The organism is Collinsella sp. AM40-7AC, from assembly GCF_003468125.1.
GTDB lineage: Bacteria > Actinomycetota > Coriobacteriia > Coriobacteriales > Coriobacteriaceae > Collinsella > Collinsella aerofaciens_O.
Window position 1 is genome coordinate 1 of record NZ_QSGK01000012.1, and the last position, 21289, is coordinate 21289.

Genomic DNA, 21289 nt, shown 5'->3' on the forward strand with positions numbered 1-21289 from the left:
ACGGCCGGTCCGGGTCCAGCCCCGTAATCCGACATAGTTTTGAAATGACACTAATTCACTGGCAACCAAACTAGATCGTTCTAGTTCCTTATCGCCGGCTAATTTCCGATGTCCATCCAGTTGCACAAAACATTTGCTCGCAGTCGCGTCTCGGCGCACTTCATTGCCTCGGATTTGGCTTTATATCGAATCCCCAAACGGCTGCAAACGCTTTTGACTATGATGTCTAGCTGCTTTTTGTCGTTAAGCATATCGTGGGTTACCAGGAACACGTCGAAACCCATGCTCTGAAGCGCAGTCATACGCTCCGCATCGTGGTCAAGTACCGCGCCTGATCCATGGATGACTTCACCTTGGATCTCGATAATTACTGCCTTCATTAGCATTGGGTTTACAATCACGATGTCCCCGTAGCAGACCTTTTGACCAGCGATGCTTTGGGCAGCCTCGGATAGAGGGGTTAAATCGTTGAGGTACACGTATCTGAATCCTGAACCACCTAGACGTCGAGAACGACTTAGGAGCAGGACCCCCGCAACCTCGAGTGGAGATGCAGCAATGCCGATAACCTGCTGAGCGGCATCATAAAACTGCTTTCCCCACATTTGACTTTTGACCTTGTCGGCGAAACGATGCAGGTCGCTCAGTTCGATGAGCGGCTTTCTCATCCAAAGAGAAGTACCTTTGAGTTTCGTAACCTCTCTTCCATCCTCACGCTTGCTTGTTTGGCCATCACTATCTGGGTCCTTTACGGTTGCGCGGGCATAAACTCGTTTCCAGGGAATCTCGTCTTCGCCTTCTCCAAGTTCGAACAGATCCTGCGTGCTGGAATTGCGATTCTTTTCTACCGCCAGTTTTAACTGCATTTCGGCAGCGGGAGCCGGCTCGAAAACAGAAAACCAGCCGCAAAGTTCGTACATAGCCAGTACGAGATCTATTTGAGACACAAAGCGTGTCATAGTAAATAACGTGTTTAGCGGATTGGTGACACTAAAGCCAAAATGAGTGTCGATTGTTGTGCCGGCATCCGATGCCCCATCCCAGCGAATTGTAGAGCGCAATCCCGAGTGGTGATTACAACAACCTGGCGAAGCAACAGCGATGATCGGGGTCTTGAGGACGTCGGTTACGAAAGGGGCTTGGGATAGAGCTCGCCAACCGTCTTCGGTGTTGGGCAGGCGCGGGTAGAGGTCGCGCACCTGCGGTGGGCAGCGCCAGTAGCGGAATGCGGTGTTTGCGCAGACGATTTCGTCCATTTGCGCCTCCCCTGGTTTCGGCCGCGGGCCGTGCGGATTGCGGACATCGCCGATTATCTACTGGGGCATCATGCGGGTAAGTACCGGAAGCTGACCAAACGCTGGCCAATAGCTTGACGAGTTCTGCCAAAAATCCCTCGTGTGATAGAAATCCGCTGGAAGGAGCTCTGGGCGTGTGGTCCCTGTCTCCACATTTGCGCTCGTATCATATGGGTAATTCAATGAAAATACGCATGCGTTATATACAAAACGTGCAATGACGTCAGCAAAAAGGGTGCGATATAAAATGACGCCTTAGATGACTACGATTTGATTTTGGTGTCAGTTTTGGTGTCAAGCTTGATGTCAAAAAGAAAAAGGCCAGAGGCTTAACTCCTCTGACCTGCGCTTTAGATGGTGGGCGATACAAGATTCGAACTTGTGACCCCATCCGTGTGAAGGATATGCTCTACCCCTGAGCCAATCGCCCGTCGCCTTTCGGCAAAAGAGATACTATCATAGCCTCGCGTTGTTTACCAAGAACTTTTTGCCCTCGAATTCAAATTCTTGGGCACATGCCGTTCCATCACAAACAAGGCGTCCAGCAAACCAGCAGCTAAACCACCATTTACCGCTTGATCCACGAGGTCTCGGGGCGGCAGCACAGGGCGCTGGGGATCTCCATGTGGTGTCCAATCAATTCAATAACCGGCGTGCAGATGCTTTGATTCTATACGTGCGACGGGTCGCCTATGCCCGCAATGCAACCGCGGCGCAGCTCCTCGGCGAGCCCGCTGGTCGTACGGTTTCCGGATACGAGGTCCTGGATCCAGGCATAGTACTGGTTGTCTTTGGGCTCGGGGTTGTCGGACAGCACGACCGGAGTGCCGGCGAACCTTAAGACGGACAATGCGTAGATAAGGCTGGTACGTTTGTTACCGTCCTCGAAGATGTGGTCCCTGACCATGTGCTCTGCCACGTAGGTGACCTGGTCAAAGATGTCTGCGAAGCGATCGGCCGGCGATTGACCGAATATTGTACAGAATGCACCCGCAAGTACGGACTCGACGCGTCCAAGCTCAAGCGCGGCCCGGTCGCCTGTGGCGTCGGTTGTATAGCAGCGCCCGACCGTCATCAGCGTGCTGTGTAGGCGCATCGCGGCCGCGGCCATAGCTTCGAGCGAACCGGTATCATCGAGCACGAGCGGCACGAACGGATGAGCGCTCCGCTGCATAGCCGCCATCATGAGTTCTCCAAGAGCTTGAGCGCGTTGGGCATGCCCGCTATGGTCTGCCGAATAGCTTCGTCGATTGACGTGACGCCGTCGAGCAAATTCGGAGATGCTGAATTTACCTCGAGCGCAGATGAATGATCTTCTTGAGCAACGCAATCAGCTCCGTCATCTTGTTGAACGTAGTTCCAAGGCATGTCTACCTCCTCTATAGCCTTTCGGACGGAATAGCCCGCGAGTCGTACTCCAGGGCGATCGGTTGCCAGACGAGGTCTTCGATGGCGCAGCTTAGGGTGTTTGCGAGCGCCAATGCCGAAGAGACCGAGGCGCGGCGTAAATCCAGCTGATTCTGTTCGTAGAGCTGTATAGCGCGAAGTTTAACCCCCGATTGGGCGGCCAGCTGTTTTTGCGTTAGGCCGGCCGCCTTTCGTGCCGCCTTGAGGCCCTTTTTGTCTGCCTGGGCTTTGTTCCATTTATCGATGACAATCTGGGCGAATTTGTCTTCGGAAGCTTCGAGAAGCGGATGGTACGAACCGATTATCCAATCGAGTGGGGCGACTTCAAGTAGTTCGCTAAAGCCCAGGCTGCTTACCCATTGCGTATAGGCCAAAACCCAGCCCGCCCAATACTGAGGCGAACGGTCGAACGGATAGGTCTCCCTGCATTCGGCAGGCTTTAGCCCCGCCCGAGCGATAATTTCGCGCGCGAGCTCGTCGCCCGTCATGCCGCAGACGACACGAGGCATACCGCGCTCAAACTGTTTCATCTCAATAGTGTTCGACAGGATCGCCGTCAGCTCGGCTGGATTCAAACCTTGGTCGCAGAGGGCGAAATCGACTGCCTCGCCCAGCGTTCTCATGGCATCCTCGAGATACATCTCACTGTAGGCGTGGGTCATTTTCTGTCATCCCCTCTCGAACGATATCGACGATACGAATTCCCTCAAACGGGTTTTCGGTAAGCAATTCCCGATACTGCGCCCTTGCCAACTCATCTCGGTCCTTGGCCAATGGGCCATATAGAGCTTGTGGCGCACGTTCAAATCCAGCAAAACGAATGCTCTTAAACGCGCGCTCGCTTTTGAGCACAATCTGTTCTCCAGGGTTACCGAGCCTCATAGCTCGACCGAGCTGGTCAATGGTGATCGTATTGTTTACAAACGCCCTGGCATAGCTGAAGTACGAGTCATCCGCACGCCATCCTCTAATCACATCGTAAGCGTTAGCATCTGGCAAAAAATGATCGCGAAGGTATTCGCATGCCCCCACAGCGACGGCGGTGTCCTTTCGGAATGAACGATGCTCTACAAGCAACGCTATCCAATGCAGAACTGAATATTGCGGCGATAGCAGGTCGAGTACCTTGAGATCGGCCATGTCGAGTTCATATCGATTTGCAAAGCCGTCTGCGTCCCTAGAGCATGCCCATTCCCTTGCAAGGTTGAGGCTCTCTGTGCAATAGAATCCCTGTCCATAGTCGTTATGGACTTTCCCCAGGCCAATCTGGGGAGTCTCAATGATCTTCTGAGAACCATGCCACAGTTCCACGCGAGTCTCCTAACAGGTATCGCCCTAGCGATAGTATAGCACACTATCGCTAGGGCGATACCTGTATTCAGAGAGCAAAAGGGTGTATGGAACCGAGTTTGAGTTCAATACCGGCTTCTAAGACTCTCCGAGTCCGGAAGTATGCGGCAAAATTCAGACTTGTTGACCACGCTGGAGCACATCAACGCTTCTACCTGCGGCTTCTTTGCGCCAAAAGGGCGGTGTGGTCGGGGGTTCCGGAATTTGCCGCATACTTCCGTTTTGAGTATTCGGAAATGCGGGGAAAAACCGAGATCTGTCGACCAGACCCTGGTTTTATGCTTCCGTGACCTGCGGTTTTGTACGTAAAAATTTGGTTGCGCTCGGCGGGTTCCGATCCCCCCCACACACACTTCCGGAAATGAGTCACAACAACAACGGCGTGCGATTGCGATGAATGCTTTCCTAGTGTGAACAGCACCAAGGCCATGGCAATTCAGTGGTTGTCGGCGGTCTTGGCGAGTGTGGAGAACACGCCACTTGCACTCGCTTTGGGTTTTGCCGGGTTTGAAACGGTAGCATACACAGGGCGTCTTTATATGTAACTTAATAGTTTGCCTTGTAACATCATTAATGTTACATTTCAAAATAGCATGTTACACAAGGAGGCGAGGCATGCGGGAATTCGTTGAGAAGATGCTGCATTCGAAAGTTGAGCGTGAGCCCGTTGACGTCTCGGGGCTTCCCCTGTATCTGAGGGGGTTGTACTCCCTTGAGCGGTGGACCGCCTTCGGTGTGCCGTTCGTGATGGCTTTCCCCATCGAGAACGCGACGGTGAAGACCATGGCGAAACACCGCAACACGCTGGAGACAGCTCTGGGGATTCCCGTGGCTTTCGCTCTCGAGAGCGCCACGGGCTATAGGGTCGAGCGAATGCTTGAGGCCGGCCTCGCCTTTGTAGCTACAGACAAGCAGGTGTACCTACCGTTCCTGGGAGTCGCTCTGAATGGCGGCAAGAGCCATGCGGGCGGCCGTAAGCAGGTGAGCATCGAGACGCTCTCGCCCCAGGCGCAGCGTCTCGCCATCATGGCGCTCTACGGTGGACTCGACGGAGCCAACGTAACTCAGGCGGCGAACGTTCTCGCCGTAGCAAAGATGACCGTCTCGCGCGCGTTCGATGAACTCGCTGCTGTCGACCCCTCGATCATCGTGTCCGAAGGGCGCCGACGGGTCCTACGCCCTGACCGGAATAAGATGGCGCTGTGGCGGCGGCTTGAGCCATACATGGCAAGTCCGGTCGCAAGGGAGCATCGCCTGACCCGCTTACCCGATGTGGGCCTTCCACCAGGAGGAGTTTCGGCGCTGAGTGAGATCTCGATGCTGCAGGACGACCCCTGGCCGACTTTCACCGCGACCAAAGCGCAAGAGCGCGTCCTAGGGCTGGCGACCGGTGCACGTAACGCTGGATTCGACGAACCAGAGGAGCCCGCGTGCGTAGTGCAGGTGCTACGCTACGAGCCCGAGCCAGCGCCCGGGTGTATTGTCGACCCGCTTTCCGCCATCCTATCCCTTCCCGACGATATGAGGGACGACCCGCGCGTCGCGGGCGAGATCGAGTACGTCCTGAATCGAGTGCTTGGGGTTGATTATGAAGGGAATCGATAAATTCAGGGAACGCTTCGCGGGCCGCGAGGGCGAATATGTCCTAATCGGTGGCGGAGCCTGCGACCTGCTGTTCGGCGAGGTCGGGCAAGATTTCAGGGCAACGAAAGATCTCGATCTAGTCCTACTGGTGGAGGCGCTGACGCCTGAGTTCGGCCGCGTGTTCTGGGACTTTGTTCGGGAAGGCGGGTACGAGAACAAACAAAAGAGTAGCGGGAAGCCGCGGTTCTACCGGTTCTCTAAGCCGAAGGACCCGGCCTTCCCCGCCATGCTGGAGTTATTTGCACGCACCGACATCAACCTGCGCCACGGGGATTCCGGCCTTTTGCCGATACACATCGGGGAGGAGGTTTCTAGTCTTTCTGCGATTCTGCTGGACGAGGAGTACTACAAATTGCTCGTGGAGAACAGAGTATCGGCGGGCGGCGTCGCTGCCTTGTCGGTCGAGGGACTAATCCCCTTCAAAGCAAAGGCGTGGCTCGACCTGTCTGCCAAGCGTGCAGATGGAAAGGCAGTCGATGAGAAGAGCGTAAAGAAGCACCGTAACGACGTCTGCCGCCTCGCCACCTTGCTCGCGGGCAACGAGCGTCCCGCCATGAGCGAGGGTGTTCTTGCTGACATGAGGCGCTTCATGGAGGCCTACGAATCGGACCCCGTCGATCCCAAAACAATCAGGATCAAGGGTGTTGGGGCGCAACAGGTCGTTGAGGTGCTGAAGGACGTTTACTTGCGATAACACGTATACATGACGCGCCTTCAACCAGAACGATTGAAGGCGCCTTCTCCGCGAGCATTGTTTTGATTGCGCTGGTCGTGCTCTTCGACCAAGATCTTCTCGGTAGGCTTTCTTTTGATTCCGCTGGTCGCGCCTTACGACCAAATTCTGGGACAAGCATATAAATAAATGGAAAAAAATAAATGGAAAACGATGCAAGACGAGTCAAGAAGCCCCGCAATCGCGCTCGTTAACCCAAGGTGGCGAGCTGTTCTATCTAACCCAAATATTCGCAAGCTCCTCATCCTGCTTACTCCGCTTCATAGACACGCATCTCATCTTGCTCGATGCTTTTCCGGAAGGCCGCGCGCATGTGCTCTGGTGGGTTGGTGACGATATCAACCTTTCGCCCAAGTTCCTTCTCGAGCTCATGAGAGAGTTCGAGAAGCGCGCCGAACGTCATGGTGTTGCCGCAGACTAGGCGCAAGTCAATATCGCTATCGGGCGTTTGTTCGCCTCGCGCAAACGAGCCAAACAGATATGCCTCGCGGACGTCGTAGCGAGCCAGCACGCGGGAGACCGCAGTGGATATGTCGGTAGGCGAGATCATGGGTTATTTGCCGTTCAACAGTAGAACGTCAGGGGGCCAGCGCCGAAACCGCCGGTCCGGCTTTTTGGCGTTCGGCGAGCTCGAGGATAAACGGGGCGTTTGAGCTAACAAATTCTGTCAAAAAATTGAGGTCATCAGCAGTAAATCCTTCGACGTTGAACCATTTGACCGCAGGCAAGAAGCATTCCGCATGGTCAAAGCCAAAGTCAACCGGGCGCTCGACGGCCACGCGAACGGTTCCGTCTTCTCTTGTCTCTGAGTAGGCAAATTGGGTGCCATCATCAAGCTGAACATAGCTCCAAAGCACGGCTGCCTCCTTAGTGTTGATATCCAAGTATAAAGAGCAGACTAGATGTAACGCGGCGTGAATTGGATTATTCCTATAAGAGACGAACTCTGACAGCTGGCAATCTCCGAAAGTATGCGGCAAATCTCAGACTTGTTGACTACACCGAAAAGCGGCAACACTTCCACCTGCGGTTTCTTTACGTTAGAAGGGGGTTGTGGTCGGGGGTTCCGGAATTTGCCGCATACTTCTGTTATGCGATTCCGAAAGTGCGGGGAAACCGAGATCTGCCGCCCAGACCCCAGTTTCGAGCTTCCGCGATCTGCTGTTTTGTTGCTAAAAATCAGTTTGTGCTCGGCGGTTTTAAATTTTTACCCGCACTTCCGAAAATCGGGCCATTCAGCAACGATATGCGGTGCCCAAGAGTGCTATGCCAGGTAAGAAGAGCGTTAAGAAAAATGCGCCCGAGCCAGCCGACCCCCCGCCTTGCATCCATTATGGCAACCGATAACCACAACGCGTCTGCACCAAGGGATTGACGCTCAATTCCGTCGTCAATAATTTCCTAAAACAAGTGATTTACTTTTAGGCGGGTCGAATCTAAATTTTATACCTAGTTATCTTTTTCCATTCGGCTGGGAAACCCATGGCATCAAGGAGGCGCTCCTCGCCGATGCTCTCATCCAATGACAAGTATCCGTTAACGCACTTGACGAGCTTGGCCTTGAATGTCTTGAACTCGTCGTCGCGAAGGAGGTATCGAAGGGTGATCACTGCCGAGAAAACGTCTACCTTGCCGCAAGCGTAATCCGGCCCAATCTTTTCGATGCCGAGCTTGGCGTGCAAGGCCGTGTCAGGAATCTCGACGTGACACCTGTGGGAGAAGAGACGCTCTCCATGTGCGCAGACGTTCCTGTAGAGGGCGAGTACGCGGATAAACGACGAGAGTTCTTTCGGGTTTCCGACCCCGAACCTCTTAGCAATCTTGGCCTTCTCGCTGTCCCTGAGCGCCGTGAGCATTTTCGAAGTCTGTCCGAAGGTCATGGCGTTCACGGTGACCCATAGAGGCACGTTCTTATATGCCCTGCGGTAGTAGGCAAGGTATTCGTGGCTGGTATCCTTGTTGGCGATATAGTCAAGCATGTTCAGCAGCTTTGGGAGAACTCGCTTCGCGCCCTTCGACGTCGCGTAGCAGCGGGCGTCTAGATACTTGCTCTGGGACTCGCCATATGCAGCGCAGAACTCGTAGGCCAGCGCCGACCTGATCTTCGCCTCGACCTTGAGCAGCGCATCGAGCATTATCTCCCTAAGCTCGACGTCGAACTCGTAAAGCGCTAGGATGTCTCCAAAAGTGGCACCTTCGCGGTATACCCGGGTGCTCGGGTCGCGGAAAAACGACTGGTAGCCGTTCACGACCGGGAAATAGCCGATGTCCGCAAGCACCCTTCGGCAAACCTCTTCGTCCTCGATTCTGAGGCCGGAGCTTCTGAGCTTCTCCATCTGCTGCTGGTAGGTAAGGAATTCTTTGGGCATCGTCGCTCTTCCCGAAAATAAAAGGGGAACCCGCAGGCTCCCCTCCGGTTCCAGGCATCGAAAGTTTCTGGACCCTAATCACTGTAATGATACTATTTTCAAACTTGCGCGCTGTCAAGCACATGCACTGAGTATCCACCGGCACACATTACCAGCACGTCCGGCATTGCTCGCATGAAAAAGGCAACACTCCTTCACTGAAAGCGTTGCCTCTAAAGCGTCTGCAGAACTCCTACATTTAAGCCAGATGTTCCTCACCACATCAGCAACAATGTGAGGTGGTGAGGAACGCTGTGCCAAGAAGAAATAGCGTTAGGGACACGACGATCCAATTTGTGTCGCTGGTTTTGGGAAGCGACGAGGAGGTCTTGGTGGTGACCTTGGGCCTAGAGGCCTTGGCGGCCGTGGTGTTGGTCACTGTGGTCGTGGTCGCCGACTTAGTCGCGGCCGCGGGCTTCAGCATGGGAATCGTCGACGGATCCGCAGCTGGCTCGACAGTAGCGGGGTCAGCGCCAGGGGCGGACAGACCATCCCCCGGCACATCGGGCCCACCGGTCTCCCCCGCCGACGCCGTGGCATCCACGGGCACGATTGTCACACGCGCTGCCACGGACCCGTCGGCATCCACCACGCCGCCCTCGCCAAAGGCCCCACCCGCAGGAGCCACAAAGCGCGCGGATGCAAACGATCCGCCCAGGCAGGCGACGCCGGCGTCGGCGCCCGACGCATCCAGCCAGGACGCATCGATGGTAAGCTGCCCGGCCGCGTCACCGCCAGCAGCCCCGCCCAGCAGACACACACCATAGGTGCGCACGCCCGCCCCGGAGCCCGCGCCCGCGGCGACAACGCGCCCATCGCCGCGAACGGCAAGACCATCCGCGATCACGCCGGCCACCCGCGCATCTGCGATGCCGGCGCCATCGGCACGCGCGTCAACCTTGCAGCCGTCCACCGCGAGCGTCCCCGACACGTAGATTCCGCACTGCGAGCCCGTAGCCACCAGCGACCCGGTGCCGCGGAGCGTCAGATCGCCCCACAGCTCCATGCCGCACCGCGAGATGTCCACGTCGGGCGCGCTCGTCTCAACCACGGAGTTTTGCCCCACAAGCGTCACCACCAGGTCGTCGTCCGCGCCGATGGCCTCGCCCGCGTAGCCGGTAAGCTCCAGATGGCCGGCATCTGTCCAGGCCCACCCGGGACCCGATACACCCGGCTCGTAGTACGTGACGCCCGCAATGAACAGGCTTTCCGCGCCCGCGGCATAAGAAGGCCCGCCCAGCAAAACGCATAGGCAGGCCATGGCAGTAAACAGGATGTAATGACGGCTGGTGTGGAACGCGGCAGCAAACATAACCGCTCCGATCTTCGCAAGAGCCAATGGAAACTGCGCCAGGAAACTACCTGGTAGCAGCAGTTATTAGTGTAGCGAGATCGGCGAGTGGCGAACGAATTGCCTGTAAACGAACCCCGAAATTAGGTGTAAATCGTTTTGCCAGTCGGTGAAAGGAGGGGCTGCATAACGTCCGCAATGGGCCGTCTGGGGGCTTCGCGAGTTTATTGACCCTCAATTGGGCTCTTACGGCAGTTGTCAGAATACGACCATTATCATTAGGTGCTGCATGTTAACGATTAAACTCTCCCTACCCTGTGAATGGATGTTACGTCATCTTCAGGTGAATGCATTTAATGCCGGTATTGAGATTGATTCCACAGCTAGCGAGCATTGTGACTCACTATAATTTTGATAGTTCATCGATCTTTCCTTATGGAGTTGTTGTAATGATGCCTGAACAAGCGATTAAACCTATACCGTTATCAAAACTACGCTTATGGACCGAGAATCCTAGAGACCCTGTGGATGAGAGCATGAGCGATTCTGAAATCATTAAAAGGGCGATTGTTAATGATAGTGATAACTGGAATCTAGACTCATTAATCGTTGAAATGGGCAAACGTTACCATCTAAACGAGATACCTGTAGTTGTCGCAAATGCGGACGATACATTTACCGTCTATGACGGAAATCGTCGCGTAGCCCTATTGAAGTGTATTAAAGATCCAGATTTATATCAGGATGCCTTTAATAGGATCGGTGTCTTTGAAGTGGAACCGGAGTTACGCAATCTAACGGTCTTACCTTGTAATGTTTGCACAAAAGAAATTGCTTTAGAGATTGTCGAACGAATCCATCGATCTTCGAATAAGTGGGGCAAGCTTCAATACGAACAATTCTTGCATAACTTTAGGGGACAGCCCAAGGGCCCTCTTATGTTGCTTGATGAAGCTACAGGCGGAATTGTAGCGACGAATAAAAAATTAAACGAAGAATATGTCGAGAAAAGGTTGTTAACTGAATCGAATTTAAACAAAATTGGATTTTCAATTAAGAATAACGAGCTCGTAACTAATCATAATCTCGAGGAAGCCGTCGAAATTCTGAAAGATATCGCACGGATTAGAAATGAGGATCTGAGCTCAGCAAGGAAAAACGCCGGCAGACTGAAGGATGCGCTAATTGAGCTAAATCCAGACAGGTACGCCAACATTTCTTCATTTAATGAAAGCAAGCCAATTACCAAGCTGGGTGGCAGCAACGCCCCAAACAATAGAAAAGAAATGTCCACCGCGAAGGCTTTGCCCCATAAGAGGAGAAAACCAGTAAAAACCAAAGAAGAGGTTCTGTTTGGCGGAATGCTTCGACCGAAAGGCAGCAGATCAAATGAGCTATATCGAGCCATCGACGACATTTACCATTTTTATTTAAAGAATGAACAGAAGAGATTCCATTATCTTCCAATAGTTGCGTTTTCAATGCGACTGCTACTAGAAATATGCGCACAAGAGTACTTTAAAGCAAGCGATCCTAATAATGATTGCAAGGATGGCGCTTTAAAGCCCTTTTTAAAAGAAGCCAAGAAGAAAATGACGGAGACCGCCAACTTTGAAGATATTAATGAGATTACATTGAATAGCGAATGGATAGATGGCAAATACAATTTTGAGGGAATTCTATCAAAATGGGCTCACGGCACGCTGTCTGCCGACAAAGAGAGCATTGTCCGTGTTTCTAGATTGGCCGGAAACATCATAAGGTTAATGTGGTCTAATTAGTATAACAACTTACCGGTGGCTAATGCCTGATCGGTCTTGAAGCCACCGGTAAGTCGATCGTTCTAAAAGAGCTATGATTTAAGACTAGCGGGCCAAATAAGTCCTGGCCCAAGTATTATCTTCTCTTTGCCAACAGTTTTTAGATTGGCAGAATATCCAATTTCAAGATTACTCTGTTCGTAATCGTTGTAAATGGATTTAATCAATACGTCTGCATCATAAGTTACAACCCATTTACTCTGTGCACTACCGATTTTACGGGCTAATGAGCGATGCTTCTCGTTAGTAAAAGAACTTCGATATAAACCGGGACCCTTTTGGACGTAAGGAGGATCAAGATATGCAAACAGTTCGGAATCTGTTAATCGCCGAGTTATAAACTCTTCAGCATCAAGGTTCGTAACTTCAATTCTGTCTTTATATTCTTCAATTCGTTGTATTTTAGCAATGAGCGTTTTGCGATTGAATCGAGCATCCATTTTATAAGTTCCAGTTTGGTCTAGACCGCCTATAACTCCGCCGCTCAAAATACCAGAGACATTGGTTCTATTAAGATAAAAGCATGCTTTACCTAACGCAAGGCTATCGCTGACATCCTTTGAACGATAAATCTCTCGCATCGATTTCCATGTATCTATATTAAGTTTTGCGTCATTGATAAATTCGCATAACTCCTCGCTGTGATTTACTATCACGTCCCACATGCAATACACAGCAGGATCAAAATCATTAATTACAATCGATTTAACGTCATTTTTTAGAAGCAACTTAATAGCGAGGCCTGCTCCTCCTGCAAATAACTCTGCATAAGCGTGCCCAAGCAGGTTGTTTGCTTCAAGTATCGATTTGATTTCAGGGTAAATCTTCGTCTTACCCCCTGGATATCGCACTGGCGTAAGTGTTGCCGGCACTAACTACACCTCCTTAGCTTGCGCAAATGCTAACAATTGACTATTTTTTAAATCAGAATATTTTACAGTCTATTCGTACTTAAAAGTATAAATACCGAAATCAACAGTTGATGGAATGAAAATACGGTGATAGTTGGCTGTTTTATGGTAAACGGCCTGGAGATTGAATCCAAATTTCCTTATATCCCTTGCATTTGCGGAATCAAGCATCCATGCCTTAAAGACATACGTGAAAAATAGTATATTCCTGTTAAAAACTGCCTTGGCTTTCTCCCGCTTTTGGCCACCGCCAACAACGTTGCGCGCCTCATCTATTTCAGGCTTGATCCATTGGTTAAAATTACTTATGGAAAAACCTTCACCTTGAATGCATTCGTCAGCCCAGAAGGGATTGTTACCATCAGTTGACAATTTAATTGCGTAGTCAAATAATAGCCATTCGGGCGACGATCCATCTCCGGGTAAGGCAATTGTGTTTTTGGAAAGATTCGAAGGCTTATCACCGTCGAGAATAGCGAACGACGCAATGGCGGATTGTCTTAATTGGGAATCTTTAAATAGGCTAGATATAACGTCACCGCCAAGATTTCCGTCTATCAAATGGATATGTCTGTTTAAGTGATTAAATCCATCTGCCTGTTTGCATAGATGGGATATCAACAGGCGAATGAGGCACCTTGCTTCTTCATCTTCGGTGAATACAGGTATTTTCTTTTCAGAGAATAGGTCCGCTCGGGATCTATTTGTGAGATACATCTCTATTTTTTCAATATCAGGGTTGTCCATTTTGGAAACAACACCTGCGCCGTCATACAGGTAAATTACATTCTGTTTTTCTTTAAACATTTGCTTTAACATAAAGATACTGTGAGTAGTAAAGACTATTTGAATATGGAATAGCGTCGAGTATTCAATAAGCAATTGAAGCAAAGCATATTGGAACGAAGGGTGCAGAGTTGCATCAAGCTCGTCAACAAGCAATAGGCTACAAACCGTTTCCGATTGAGAGCTCTCGTCCAAAGCCTCATAATATCTTTTTAATGAGAGCAAGGCGGTTAGAAGTATCAAGACATTCTCTTCGCCGCTAGATACTGTATTTGAATCTACGCCTTCAATATCCGTGCTAAATTCTTGTCTTTTCTTAATGTCTCTTAGACTTTGTGCTTGAAATGAGCTTGCGTGAATTCCGGTGATTCGAGCATAAAGATCGCTCAGCTCAGACTGGGCGTCCTCAGGGAGTATGAATGATGAGTTTTTCAGCGCACCGTCGTCTTGATATTCTCCCCAAGGAATTAGACGAGCCAGTCCGAGATAAAGCACTGGCTTGGCTGGCAACCTATCATGACTGCCTTTTTTGTAATAGGGCTTAATTGCATATCGATTATTGACGGCCGAATTATGCTTTCTAAAAGACAGTCGCGAACCATCTAAATACTCGACTTCAAACAACGACCCCTCTTTATAGCCAGGGGCAGGGTTATTATACTGCCTATCACCTTTTGCTAATTTTTCGATCTTCGTATTCACTTGAGCATTGAGAGAATTAATCATTCTTAATGCTTCGGGATCTTTAAATTGGTGATCTTTCCTGCTGACAGCTTTGTATGCGTTGCTGATCATATGCAGCAGGGTAGTCTTGCAAGTGCCATTCGTTCCCGATATGGCATTAACGCCACAGTCAAATTCAATAGCAATATCGTTTAATTTCTTATATCGATTAATATTGAGACGTTTAACCATGGGCCAGCCAATCAATAAATGCATTATTGCGAAAGTGTCTTATCTAGAAATTTATACGTCTGAATCTCCACTTGATTCAAGTAACCATCTAACTTGGCTCCATTCGCATATTTTGTGGTGCGCAATAATATTGCGGCATTCGCGAAGAAGATGGATTTCGTTCCTGAGCTCTCGATCGGGGATATATAAAAGTCTTTCGCCGTCATCGTTAGTTTGCGCCATTAGGTATACAAGGGTTCCGAGTTCAACATCCTCGGGTTCAGATACGCGCTCGCCAAATTGAGAGACATCACTGCTTTCCAAAACGGCAGTAAGCTGATCACGTACTCTTGCTATCACCGCCAATCGCCTAGCCTCCAAGATGGGGAACAGAATCACGACCTGTGCTTTCCAGACTCTTCGATCGATTGAGCCCTTATCGGCTCGCAGAGCGATAGCAAGAACATTATTATGATCAGCTTTGACCCTATCATTATCAAAGCAATCTAAAACAGAACAGAGCACATCATAGCTGTTATCAAGCATAAGTTCGAGGTTCTCGGATAAGATATCTGACACCTCAACGTCCCCACCGCAGACGTTGGAGAGCAGCGAGGCGCAGTAGCTTTTTTCTTGACCCGAAAAAGCCATTGAAGGCATTTCATCCACAAGTAAACCATTGAATAACGAAACGCTATACTCGCCTATGCAATCACGATAACTGATAGTCTTGCACCCATCATTTTCATTTTGATCCAGCGAAGACCATCCATCAAAAGAAGTCTCTACAACAAACAATCCATCTAAAGGTGTTGTAGATGGCCACCCGCAGATTAAGCCCATCCAAGTTTTAATGTCTTTCGGCTCAAAACCTGTCAACCAGACGATTCTGTCTTTCAACACGTGATTCTGGATAAGATACTCAGCGGGATTAAGTGAATTCCTATATCTTAGTCTTACGTCATTCAGAGCGTAGCGATCAAGCAGCACTTCAACTGGACTCTGAGCATTGTTAAAATCATCCGGTGTGACCACATCAATAGTGACACCTTCCAGCGCGTATTCGCTTTGGGCGGCTTCAGCAATTAACTCCCTCATCCTATTTGGCCAAGGGCACAACTTGGGCAGAAGCAATCGCACATTGTAATTGTCCGAGAGAGAACTCACGACTGATTTTATAAACATCTGAGGACCCGTAACATTGGTCCACCATATGTACGAATGGTCCATGCCCATGAAGCCACACTTTCCTTTAAACCTTAGCGCACTCATTAGCTTCGATGATGTCATCGAAAACAGCATCTTCATTGGGTCCGATGATATTCAAGAACGAATGCCTGCGCAGTTTATAACAATGAACAGTCATAGAAGGTTTAGTCAAAATACCCATCTCGACCATTTCGTCAAGCAGTATCTCCAGAGCGCTCTGGGATTCGCATTTTAGGCATGAGATGTCGAATTCGATCGCTGATTTCTGAATAGCGTCGATACTGAAGCCGTCAAGCAGGGACTTCTGATCATCCTCGCGTTCTGCAGCAAAGCTCAACATGGCGATACACCGAGCAAGCATAAAGTATCGCTCATCGAGCTCCAGAGAGAGCCTGAACTTTTCTCTAATACTGTTGTTCAAATCATTCTTGTTAATGATTTCGCCAAGTTGCTCCTCAAGGAGAGGATACGGAGGCTGTCCATCAGCAGCACGATAATAAACGCCATACTGTTCTTTCATGGTTTCAACCAGTGTATGCCCAAAGAACTGGATGATTCCTGGATAGTAATTTGTGTTTGTAAGGATGGTCTCCAGATGAGGGTACCTATCAACTTGGAAGCCCAAATAAAGCAGCGGCCTAGAAATTAGCTGCAGCGCTTCTTGGGGTGATAATGGTTTGACGCAAATGGGTGAACCAACTTGGCCCGAGAAGCCGTTCTCCTGAATAGCGTTTTTTGCTCTGCAAACATTATGCAAGCCCGCAATCACAAACTTAAAGCTATTAGTAGATTCACTTTTTAGGTCGATAAGAGGCTGGAGCTCCCTGTAATGGTGCTCAGCAATAGCATTGAGAAAATTATCACACTCATCAAGAAGCAACAGAACCCTGGAAGCAAGCTTGGAGTTCATGGCTTTAGCAATCGCTGCCGCAAGGGACCGAATGTCCTCAACCTTTCCAAGCGAAAGTTCAGCTTTTGCACCAAAAGCCTCAGCAACCTTACAGGCAACATCCTTTTCAGTCAGGCAATTAAGAATGTTGACATAGACTGCGAACTCTTTGGAATCAGGTTTTTGGCAGAGGCTTTCGGCTCTTTGAAGAAGCGCAGTCTTGCCCAACTGTCTGCCACCATAGACGATTATGGCTCCACCAGGATCCATAATGCTTCTTAGCTCAGCATCCCTGCCGCAGAACATTTCGTCTGGGGTAGGACCGCCATCGCGTACAAATGGTTGATAAAACGTAAAAGGCAAGGCGCACTTCAGCATTAACTGAAGACGTTCGGGCTCTTCGTGCAAGGCCAAGAACAATGCAAGGACCTGATCAATAACGATAAATTGAAGATGATTGTTGCTCGCATGTGATAGCTCTGCCAAGGCTCTTTTATCCTCGAGTCTCATTGGGCTATCAACAAATACGAGGGACATCCTCGTCAGTCCGGCAGCACGAACTTTAGACAAGATATCTCTAGGCGATAATGAACCGAACAACAGCAAAACATCTAGCTTTGACGGCATTTTAGTGCCAAATGCCGCAATAGGATGACTGTATTGAGTCGTTCCGCGAGAAGCGGGGCGTAGCGACGCGGAGTACCGAGCTTGGCCTTGAGAAGTGCGTTCAACTTGCCTAACAGACAATCCAAGAGCTCTCAAGAATGTAGCAATATCCTTGCAATCGGCACTTCCGGTTTTATTTCCGCGCTTTGGCCAACTTCCAACCATTTTCAAGGCGTTTTCTTTATAGCCTGAATCTTTGTAATCAGTATCCCAACTCTTCGGAGCATTCTTATTAATATAGGACTTTGCGAACTTGGCAAAATCGTTTCGGTTGTTAGATTTCTTGCAACAATCAAATAGCTGTTTATAAACATCATCGCTAATAAACTCCGAGAAAACATCGCTCTCGGTAATAGGCGTTACGTCCAAATCAAGCTTGCCAGCATCTATTCTATTCAAATACTCTTCAACTACAGCATAGTTGCCCTCTTCAAACAAAACGGTAGCCTTATCGAGCAAGGAGGATTTTTTACCTTGGATCTTACGACGACAAGAAGATAGCCTGCGATCAAGATCGGTCTTACGCGAAAGCGAAAGATCATCGACCTGCTTCTGAAGTCCCTTAAGGAACCACTTCCAATTGGCATAGTCTTCCAAGTCAAAGAAGAATCCCATGTTCAGACGAGCTATTTCTAGCAAGCGTTCCTTCTGTTGCTCATCAATTTTGTTGTAGGCATACGCCATTTCGAGCATATCTTTATATTTATCCAGCTCATCCAAGGCTGACTGATGCGCATTTTTACGATCAAGGTCGCTCGGAGGCAGAACCCCCTCTATTGCGCCACACAGATTCAAGATGTTGTCGAGCTGGCCTAAATTGTCAAATAGCCTCGAACTTGGATCAGCAATCTGCCTAGCAGCCTCAGCTGAATCAAGTTTAGGGCTCAGATGGTGCTCGAGCAGAACCCTCCAAGGTTCGCAATAAACGACACGGGAGAGATCCATGTTCAAAACAGGAAGACCAGAATCAATCGAAATGCATCCAGTGGCAAGAAATTGTTCATAGTCCATTGTGCAGGAAGAATTTCCCGTCAGTAAACGCTTTATATCGGTAAATAAAGCGTCCAGCACAGTCGAATCCACCGGATTATAAGCTGCTCCAGAAACAGAAACCTCATCGGTCAAAACAAGAATCCTGTCCTTGAGATTTCCCAGCTGTTCTAGCGCCCCCTCTCTAAATGAAGAACCGATTAGGGTGTTCCACTCCTTTAATACTTCGATGCGGTCTTCAATGGCACTAACCAAATGCTTACGAGCGGCATATTCAAGATTCATCCCTCTATTTTTCTTACCATTTACCGCCATACGCCATTTCGAATCGATAAAGTCAGAAATGGCTTTATCCTGCTCGGCATCGGAACTGCCAACCTTGAACTGAGCAAGAACGTCTTCAATTAGAGGACGAGATTCGCGGTCATCATTAGCAACAATCGTTAGAACAGAGCCAAGATCGCTCGAATCGCCAAAACTCAACTCAAGAAATTCGGGGATGCCTTTAATCATCGCCTTTACTTTAGGAGGCGCGCATAGCAGCCTTGCCTTACTTTCGGTCTCGGCTATTGCCTGGTCTCTTCTCTCCTCTCCACCGAGCATCTCAACTATCTGACTATCAAGACCTCGCTCCGGAGAAACATCCCATATTTTGAGCAGCTCATTAAACAGCGGCTTTAATACAACAAATTGCGGAAAGAGCTCATCAAAGTTCTTGCCAAACGTTTCCGCGGTCGCATGCAGCTCATAGTCATAGGCAACTGCAGGAGCGACCATTGCCCTACAATAAGCGGCCAGCTGTAAGGCGCTAGTATCGGCAGTAACGGTAGGAAACGCAGCCTTCAATTCGGAGCCGCGATACAGGTGACGTTCAATTTTAGAATCGCAGCCATAGGCCATCTGAAGTGAAGCCAACTGAGCCCAAGGTCGATCGCCCTCCAACGAGAGGGCCTTAAGAAAATAATGCGCTGCAACTAGCGATTGGATTCTATTTTGCTCATTAAGCAGCTTGCCGACAAATAGTCGAGCTTCATCGTCTGATGGAGGCATCTTGCGTTTGACAAGTATGCTGGCCATTTGGTTCGAATCCATTTCATCCGTGATGTCAGGATGAATAGAAACATCAGAGTTTTCATGTTCGGCTTCTTGGGCGCCCGAATCGACCGCCACACCCTCTGCCCCATTTGAATCATCAGTTGAGGTGAGATTATTACGATCGCACTCATGCACCTCATTCAGAATGACAACCTCGGAGTCTATAGCGAAGTCAGCAGGACCTTGGTCTGATTCCAAGGATTCAGATGATGAAGGTAATGGCGTATTATCTTCGTCTTCTTCATCCGCGAATTCAAGTTTCGCAAAAGCGTCTTCTAATAAGCCATCCTTTAGAACGAACCAATGGTCGATATTTGCGCTATCGACGTTTTCTTTTGGCGCAACGTTGGACAGAACGTTGTTGCCTTCCAACGAAAGTCTTTCGCCTTCGGGAGCGAGGACGCAGTTAATGAGCTGATCATTAAAATAGACCAAAACAGCAGAAGGAGTACTCCCAAAGAGGCTATCGAGCAGTTTTGATTTGTTCACTCCCGAATTTGAATCTTCGACATAGCATAAGTAATCAATCAGAAGGTCGTATGAACGCAAAACCTCTACAATGTCCCTGGACTTAATATCTTTGATGCGCTCAGCAGCCGTGTCTATATTTCTAATGCCGTTTGAAATCCTGCTCTCCGGCATCGGTATTAACCAAGGTGATTTTCGGCAAGCATTCTTGTAGTTATATACGGTTTCTTTGCTACAAAGTACAGCAGCAGGGACCGTTAGGAAATATTGAGTATTGTCACTGACCGCGACTGATTCTAAATAAGTCTTTTTGACAAGACGATCGATAATCGTCTGAACGGCTTCGGGAACGGTATCCCATTCGTAAAACGATGATGCAATTCGAGCAATCTGGCCTGAAGTGAGTCCAGGCCATGACGCGAGCAGCGAGAATGTAAATCTAGCAACATATCCAGCATTCAATACGTCGCTCTGGAGTTTCTTAATGCCGAGTTTTTTCTTGCCAAGAGAAGGCCTTTGAGGCGCTAATGGAGCCGATTCTTTTTCAGCGCATCCACCATCTTCTTCAATAGAGGATAAGGCTTCACTCTTCACTTCGGAAACAGGCAAGACAGGGTCGCTCTTTGCCTGATAAACTGCAGCCTGAGGCTCCGGCTGTTTTATGGGATTCGGGTTGTGGGGTTCATAGTAGACACCTGCTATAAGACCGTAGATAATACGCTGCGGAAAGAGGCCGGCAAGTTCTTCAGAAAGATCGATACCCCTATCATCGGTCATGTCCTCATGATGTAGGGCCTCCATAAAAAGCTGTTTAGGCCTAACTACATTGTTATTTAAACCCGATTCGCCCTGATTTAAAGACAGTGGGTCATTTTTTAGACTATCAAGCAAGTCTGATGCCTCGCTTTGAATGGGAATAAGGTCTCCCATAAAGGCATCCTTGTCAGACTTAACTCTAACAAACCTCTCAAGTAAAGAAATAATTGGTTGTAATGCAGCAATTAATTGTCGGCGTTCATTTTCGTCAATTGTTTCAATATATGAGCAAAAAGCTGCATCAGCATCATTCACACCGTCGGCGTTAGCGCAATGAATGGCAGCACCTTTTGCTTTCTCATATGCTGATCTTAAATCTGAAAGAGAAAGGCTCAGATCATGAATGGCATCTGTATTAGGTGAAATACCATGCTCTATTGAATCAAGGGCGCTACTCAATCGCTTTCTTGCAACATCAGAAAGCGCATTAAATTGCTCAAGAGCGATTTTGGTATCAAACATTGCTACACCCCTAATATAGAGATTGATGAGCTGATTTTAGCACTCGTGTCGTAGCAATAAACTTCTTCTCGATAAACGGTAAATAGTGGCCTTTAAAGACTTTTACAGTTAGACGATCCAACACGAATCAATACAAACAAACAGCCAACAATCGC

16 protein-coding genes and 1 tRNA gene are annotated in these 21289 nt (G+C 49.3%); 3 read left to right on the top strand and 14 right to left on the bottom strand.

Annotation, left to right across the window (positions count from 1 at the left end; all coding sequences use genetic code 11):
* Window positions 1-98 precede the first annotated feature (98 nt).
* The 6 genes from DW892_RS09110 to DW892_RS09135 form a co-directional block, all read right to left on the bottom strand.
* On the bottom strand, window positions 99-1256 hold the full coding sequence (locus DW892_RS09110; RefSeq protein WP_117767068.1) for a hypothetical protein: 1158 nt from the start codon (window positions 1254-1256) through the stop codon (window positions 99-101).
* A gap of 394 nt (window positions 1257-1650) precedes the next feature.
* Window positions 1651-1725: transfer RNA gene (locus DW892_RS09115), tRNA-Val, on the bottom strand.
* Window positions 1726-1965: 240 nt separating this feature from the next.
* Window positions 1966-2469: a Fic family protein gene (locus DW892_RS09120; protein ID WP_187365019.1), complete on the bottom strand. Its 504-nt coding sequence runs from the start codon at window positions 2467-2469 to the stop codon at window positions 1966-1968.
* An 8-nt stretch (window positions 2470-2477) separates the two neighbouring features.
* Window positions 2478-2663 carry a hypothetical protein gene (locus DW892_RS09125; RefSeq protein ID WP_117767072.1) on the bottom strand — a complete coding sequence of 62 codons (186 nt, stop codon included), beginning with the start codon at window positions 2661-2663 and terminating at the stop codon, window positions 2478-2480.
* A gap of 11 nt (window positions 2664-2674) precedes the next feature.
* Window positions 2675-3364, bottom strand: coding sequence for a helix-turn-helix domain-containing protein (locus tag DW892_RS09130; RefSeq protein ID WP_117767074.1), 690 nt, complete (start codon window positions 3362-3364; stop codon window positions 2675-2677).
* Window positions 3345-4013, bottom strand: coding sequence for a DUF3990 domain-containing protein (locus DW892_RS09135; protein ID WP_117767075.1), 669 nt, complete (start codon window positions 4011-4013; stop codon window positions 3345-3347). Before DW892_RS09135 ends, DW892_RS09130 begins: the two co-directional genes overlap by 20 nt.
* A 654-nt stretch (window positions 4014-4667) precedes the next feature.
* Between DW892_RS09135 and DW892_RS09140 the strand changes: the two genes are divergently transcribed.
* Together DW892_RS09140 and DW892_RS09145 are read left to right on the top strand one after the other, a co-directional pair.
* A complete protein-coding gene (locus DW892_RS09140) occupies window positions 4668-5657 on the top strand; it encodes a hypothetical protein (protein WP_117767078.1) in 990 nt (329 codons plus the stop codon).
* Window positions 5641-6390, top strand: a complete 750-nt coding sequence (locus tag DW892_RS09145) for a hypothetical protein (protein ID WP_117767080.1) — start codon at window positions 5641-5643, stop codon at window positions 6388-6390. Before DW892_RS09140 ends, DW892_RS09145 begins: the two co-directional genes overlap by 17 nt.
* 289 nt (window positions 6391-6679) lie before the next feature.
* Here the strand turns inward: DW892_RS09145 and DW892_RS09150 are convergent, their stop codons facing one another.
* From DW892_RS09150 to DW892_RS09165, 4 genes are all read right to left on the bottom strand, one after another.
* Window positions 6680-6979, bottom strand: coding sequence for a nucleotidyltransferase family protein (locus DW892_RS09150; protein WP_117767082.1), 300 nt, complete (start codon window positions 6977-6979; stop codon window positions 6680-6682).
* 28 nt (window positions 6980-7007) lie between these two features.
* The gene (locus DW892_RS09155) at window positions 7008-7286 is read right to left on the bottom strand and encodes a hypothetical protein (RefSeq protein WP_117767084.1); all 279 of its coding nucleotides are present in this window, start codon (window positions 7284-7286) and stop codon (window positions 7008-7010) included.
* Between the two features lie 579 nt (window positions 7287-7865).
* Complete coding sequence (locus DW892_RS09160) at window positions 7866-8798, bottom strand: Abi family protein (RefSeq protein ID WP_117767086.1); 933 nt, start codon at window positions 8796-8798, stop codon at window positions 7866-7868.
* A 262-nt stretch (window positions 8799-9060) separates the two neighbouring features.
* Window positions 9061-10149 carry a hypothetical protein gene (locus tag DW892_RS09165; protein ID WP_117767088.1) on the bottom strand — a complete coding sequence of 363 codons (1089 nt, stop codon included), beginning with the start codon at window positions 10147-10149 and terminating at the stop codon, window positions 9061-9063.
* A 335-nt stretch (window positions 10150-10484) separates the two neighbouring features.
* On the opposite strand from DW892_RS09165, the gene DW892_RS09170 reads away from it, so the two are divergent.
* Window positions 10485-11909 carry a hypothetical protein gene (locus DW892_RS09170; RefSeq protein ID WP_147349867.1) on the top strand — a complete coding sequence of 475 codons (1425 nt, stop codon included), beginning with the start codon at window positions 10485-10487 and terminating at the stop codon, window positions 11907-11909.
* A 71-nt stretch (window positions 11910-11980) separates the two neighbouring features.
* Here the strand turns inward: DW892_RS09170 and DW892_RS09175 are convergent, their stop codons facing one another.
* From DW892_RS09175 to DW892_RS09190, 4 genes are all read right to left on the bottom strand, one after another.
* Complete coding sequence (locus DW892_RS09175; RefSeq protein ID WP_117767092.1) at window positions 11981-12820, bottom strand: DNA adenine methylase; 840 nt, start codon at window positions 12818-12820, stop codon at window positions 11981-11983.
* A gap of 69 nt (window positions 12821-12889) precedes the next feature.
* Window positions 12890-14560 (bottom strand): AAA family ATPase, encoded by a 1671-nt coding sequence (locus DW892_RS09180; protein WP_158567053.1) that lies wholly within the window; start codon window positions 14558-14560, stop codon window positions 12890-12892.
* A gap of 51 nt (window positions 14561-14611) precedes the next feature.
* Complete coding sequence (locus DW892_RS09185) at window positions 14612-15637, bottom strand: hypothetical protein (RefSeq protein ID WP_147349868.1); 1026 nt, start codon at window positions 15635-15637, stop codon at window positions 14612-14614.
* 154 nt (window positions 15638-15791) lie between these two features.
* Window positions 15792-21134 (bottom strand): AAA family ATPase, encoded by a 5343-nt coding sequence (locus DW892_RS09190; protein WP_117767098.1) that lies wholly within the window; start codon window positions 21132-21134, stop codon window positions 15792-15794.
* Window positions 21135-21289: the final 155 nt, after the last annotated feature.

What these genes read in the sequence shown, in the direction of transcription:
- DW892_RS09110 (WP_117767068.1), bottom strand. Translation starts at nt 1,256, where the DNA reads ATGGACGAAATCGTCTGCGCAAACACCGCATTCCGCTACTGGCGCTGC.
- DW892_RS09120 (WP_187365019.1), bottom strand. Translation starts at nt 2,469, where the DNA reads ATGCAGCGGAGCGCTCATCCGTTCGTGCCGCTCGTGCTCGATGATACC.
- DW892_RS09125 (WP_117767072.1), bottom strand. Translation starts at nt 2,663, where the DNA reads ATGCCTTGGAACTACGTTCAACAAGATGACGGAGCTGATTGCGTTGCT.
- DW892_RS09130 (WP_117767074.1), bottom strand. Translation starts at nt 3,364, where the DNA reads ATGACCCACGCCTACAGTGAGATGTATCTCGAGGATGCCATGAGAACG.
- DW892_RS09140 (WP_117767078.1), top strand. Translation starts at nt 4,668, where the DNA reads ATGCGGGAATTCGTTGAGAAGATGCTGCATTCGAAAGTTGAGCGTGAG.
- DW892_RS09145 (WP_117767080.1), top strand. Translation starts at nt 5,641, where the DNA reads ATGAAGGGAATCGATAAATTCAGGGAACGCTTCGCGGGCCGCGAGGGC.
- DW892_RS09150 (WP_117767082.1), bottom strand. Translation starts at nt 6,979, where the DNA reads ATGATCTCGCCTACCGACATATCCACTGCGGTCTCCCGCGTGCTGGCT.
- DW892_RS09160 (WP_117767086.1), bottom strand. Translation starts at nt 8,798, where the DNA reads ATGCCCAAAGAATTCCTTACCTACCAGCAGCAGATGGAGAAGCTCAGA.
- DW892_RS09165 (WP_117767088.1), bottom strand. Translation starts at nt 10,149, where the DNA reads ATGTTTGCTGCCGCGTTCCACACCAGCCGTCATTACATCCTGTTTACT.
- DW892_RS09170 (WP_147349867.1), top strand. Translation starts at nt 10,485, where the DNA reads ATGCCGGTATTGAGATTGATTCCACAGCTAGCGAGCATTGTGACTCAC.
- DW892_RS09180 (WP_158567053.1), bottom strand. Translation starts at nt 14,560, where the DNA reads ATGGTTAAACGTCTCAATATTAATCGATATAAGAAATTAAACGATATT.
- DW892_RS09185 (WP_147349868.1), bottom strand. Translation starts at nt 15,637, where the DNA reads ATGAGGGAGTTAATTGCTGAAGCCGCCCAAAGCGAATACGCGCTGGAA.
- DW892_RS09190 (WP_117767098.1), bottom strand. Translation starts at nt 21,134, where the DNA reads ATGTTTGATACCAAAATCGCTCTTGAGCAATTTAATGCGCTTTCTGAT.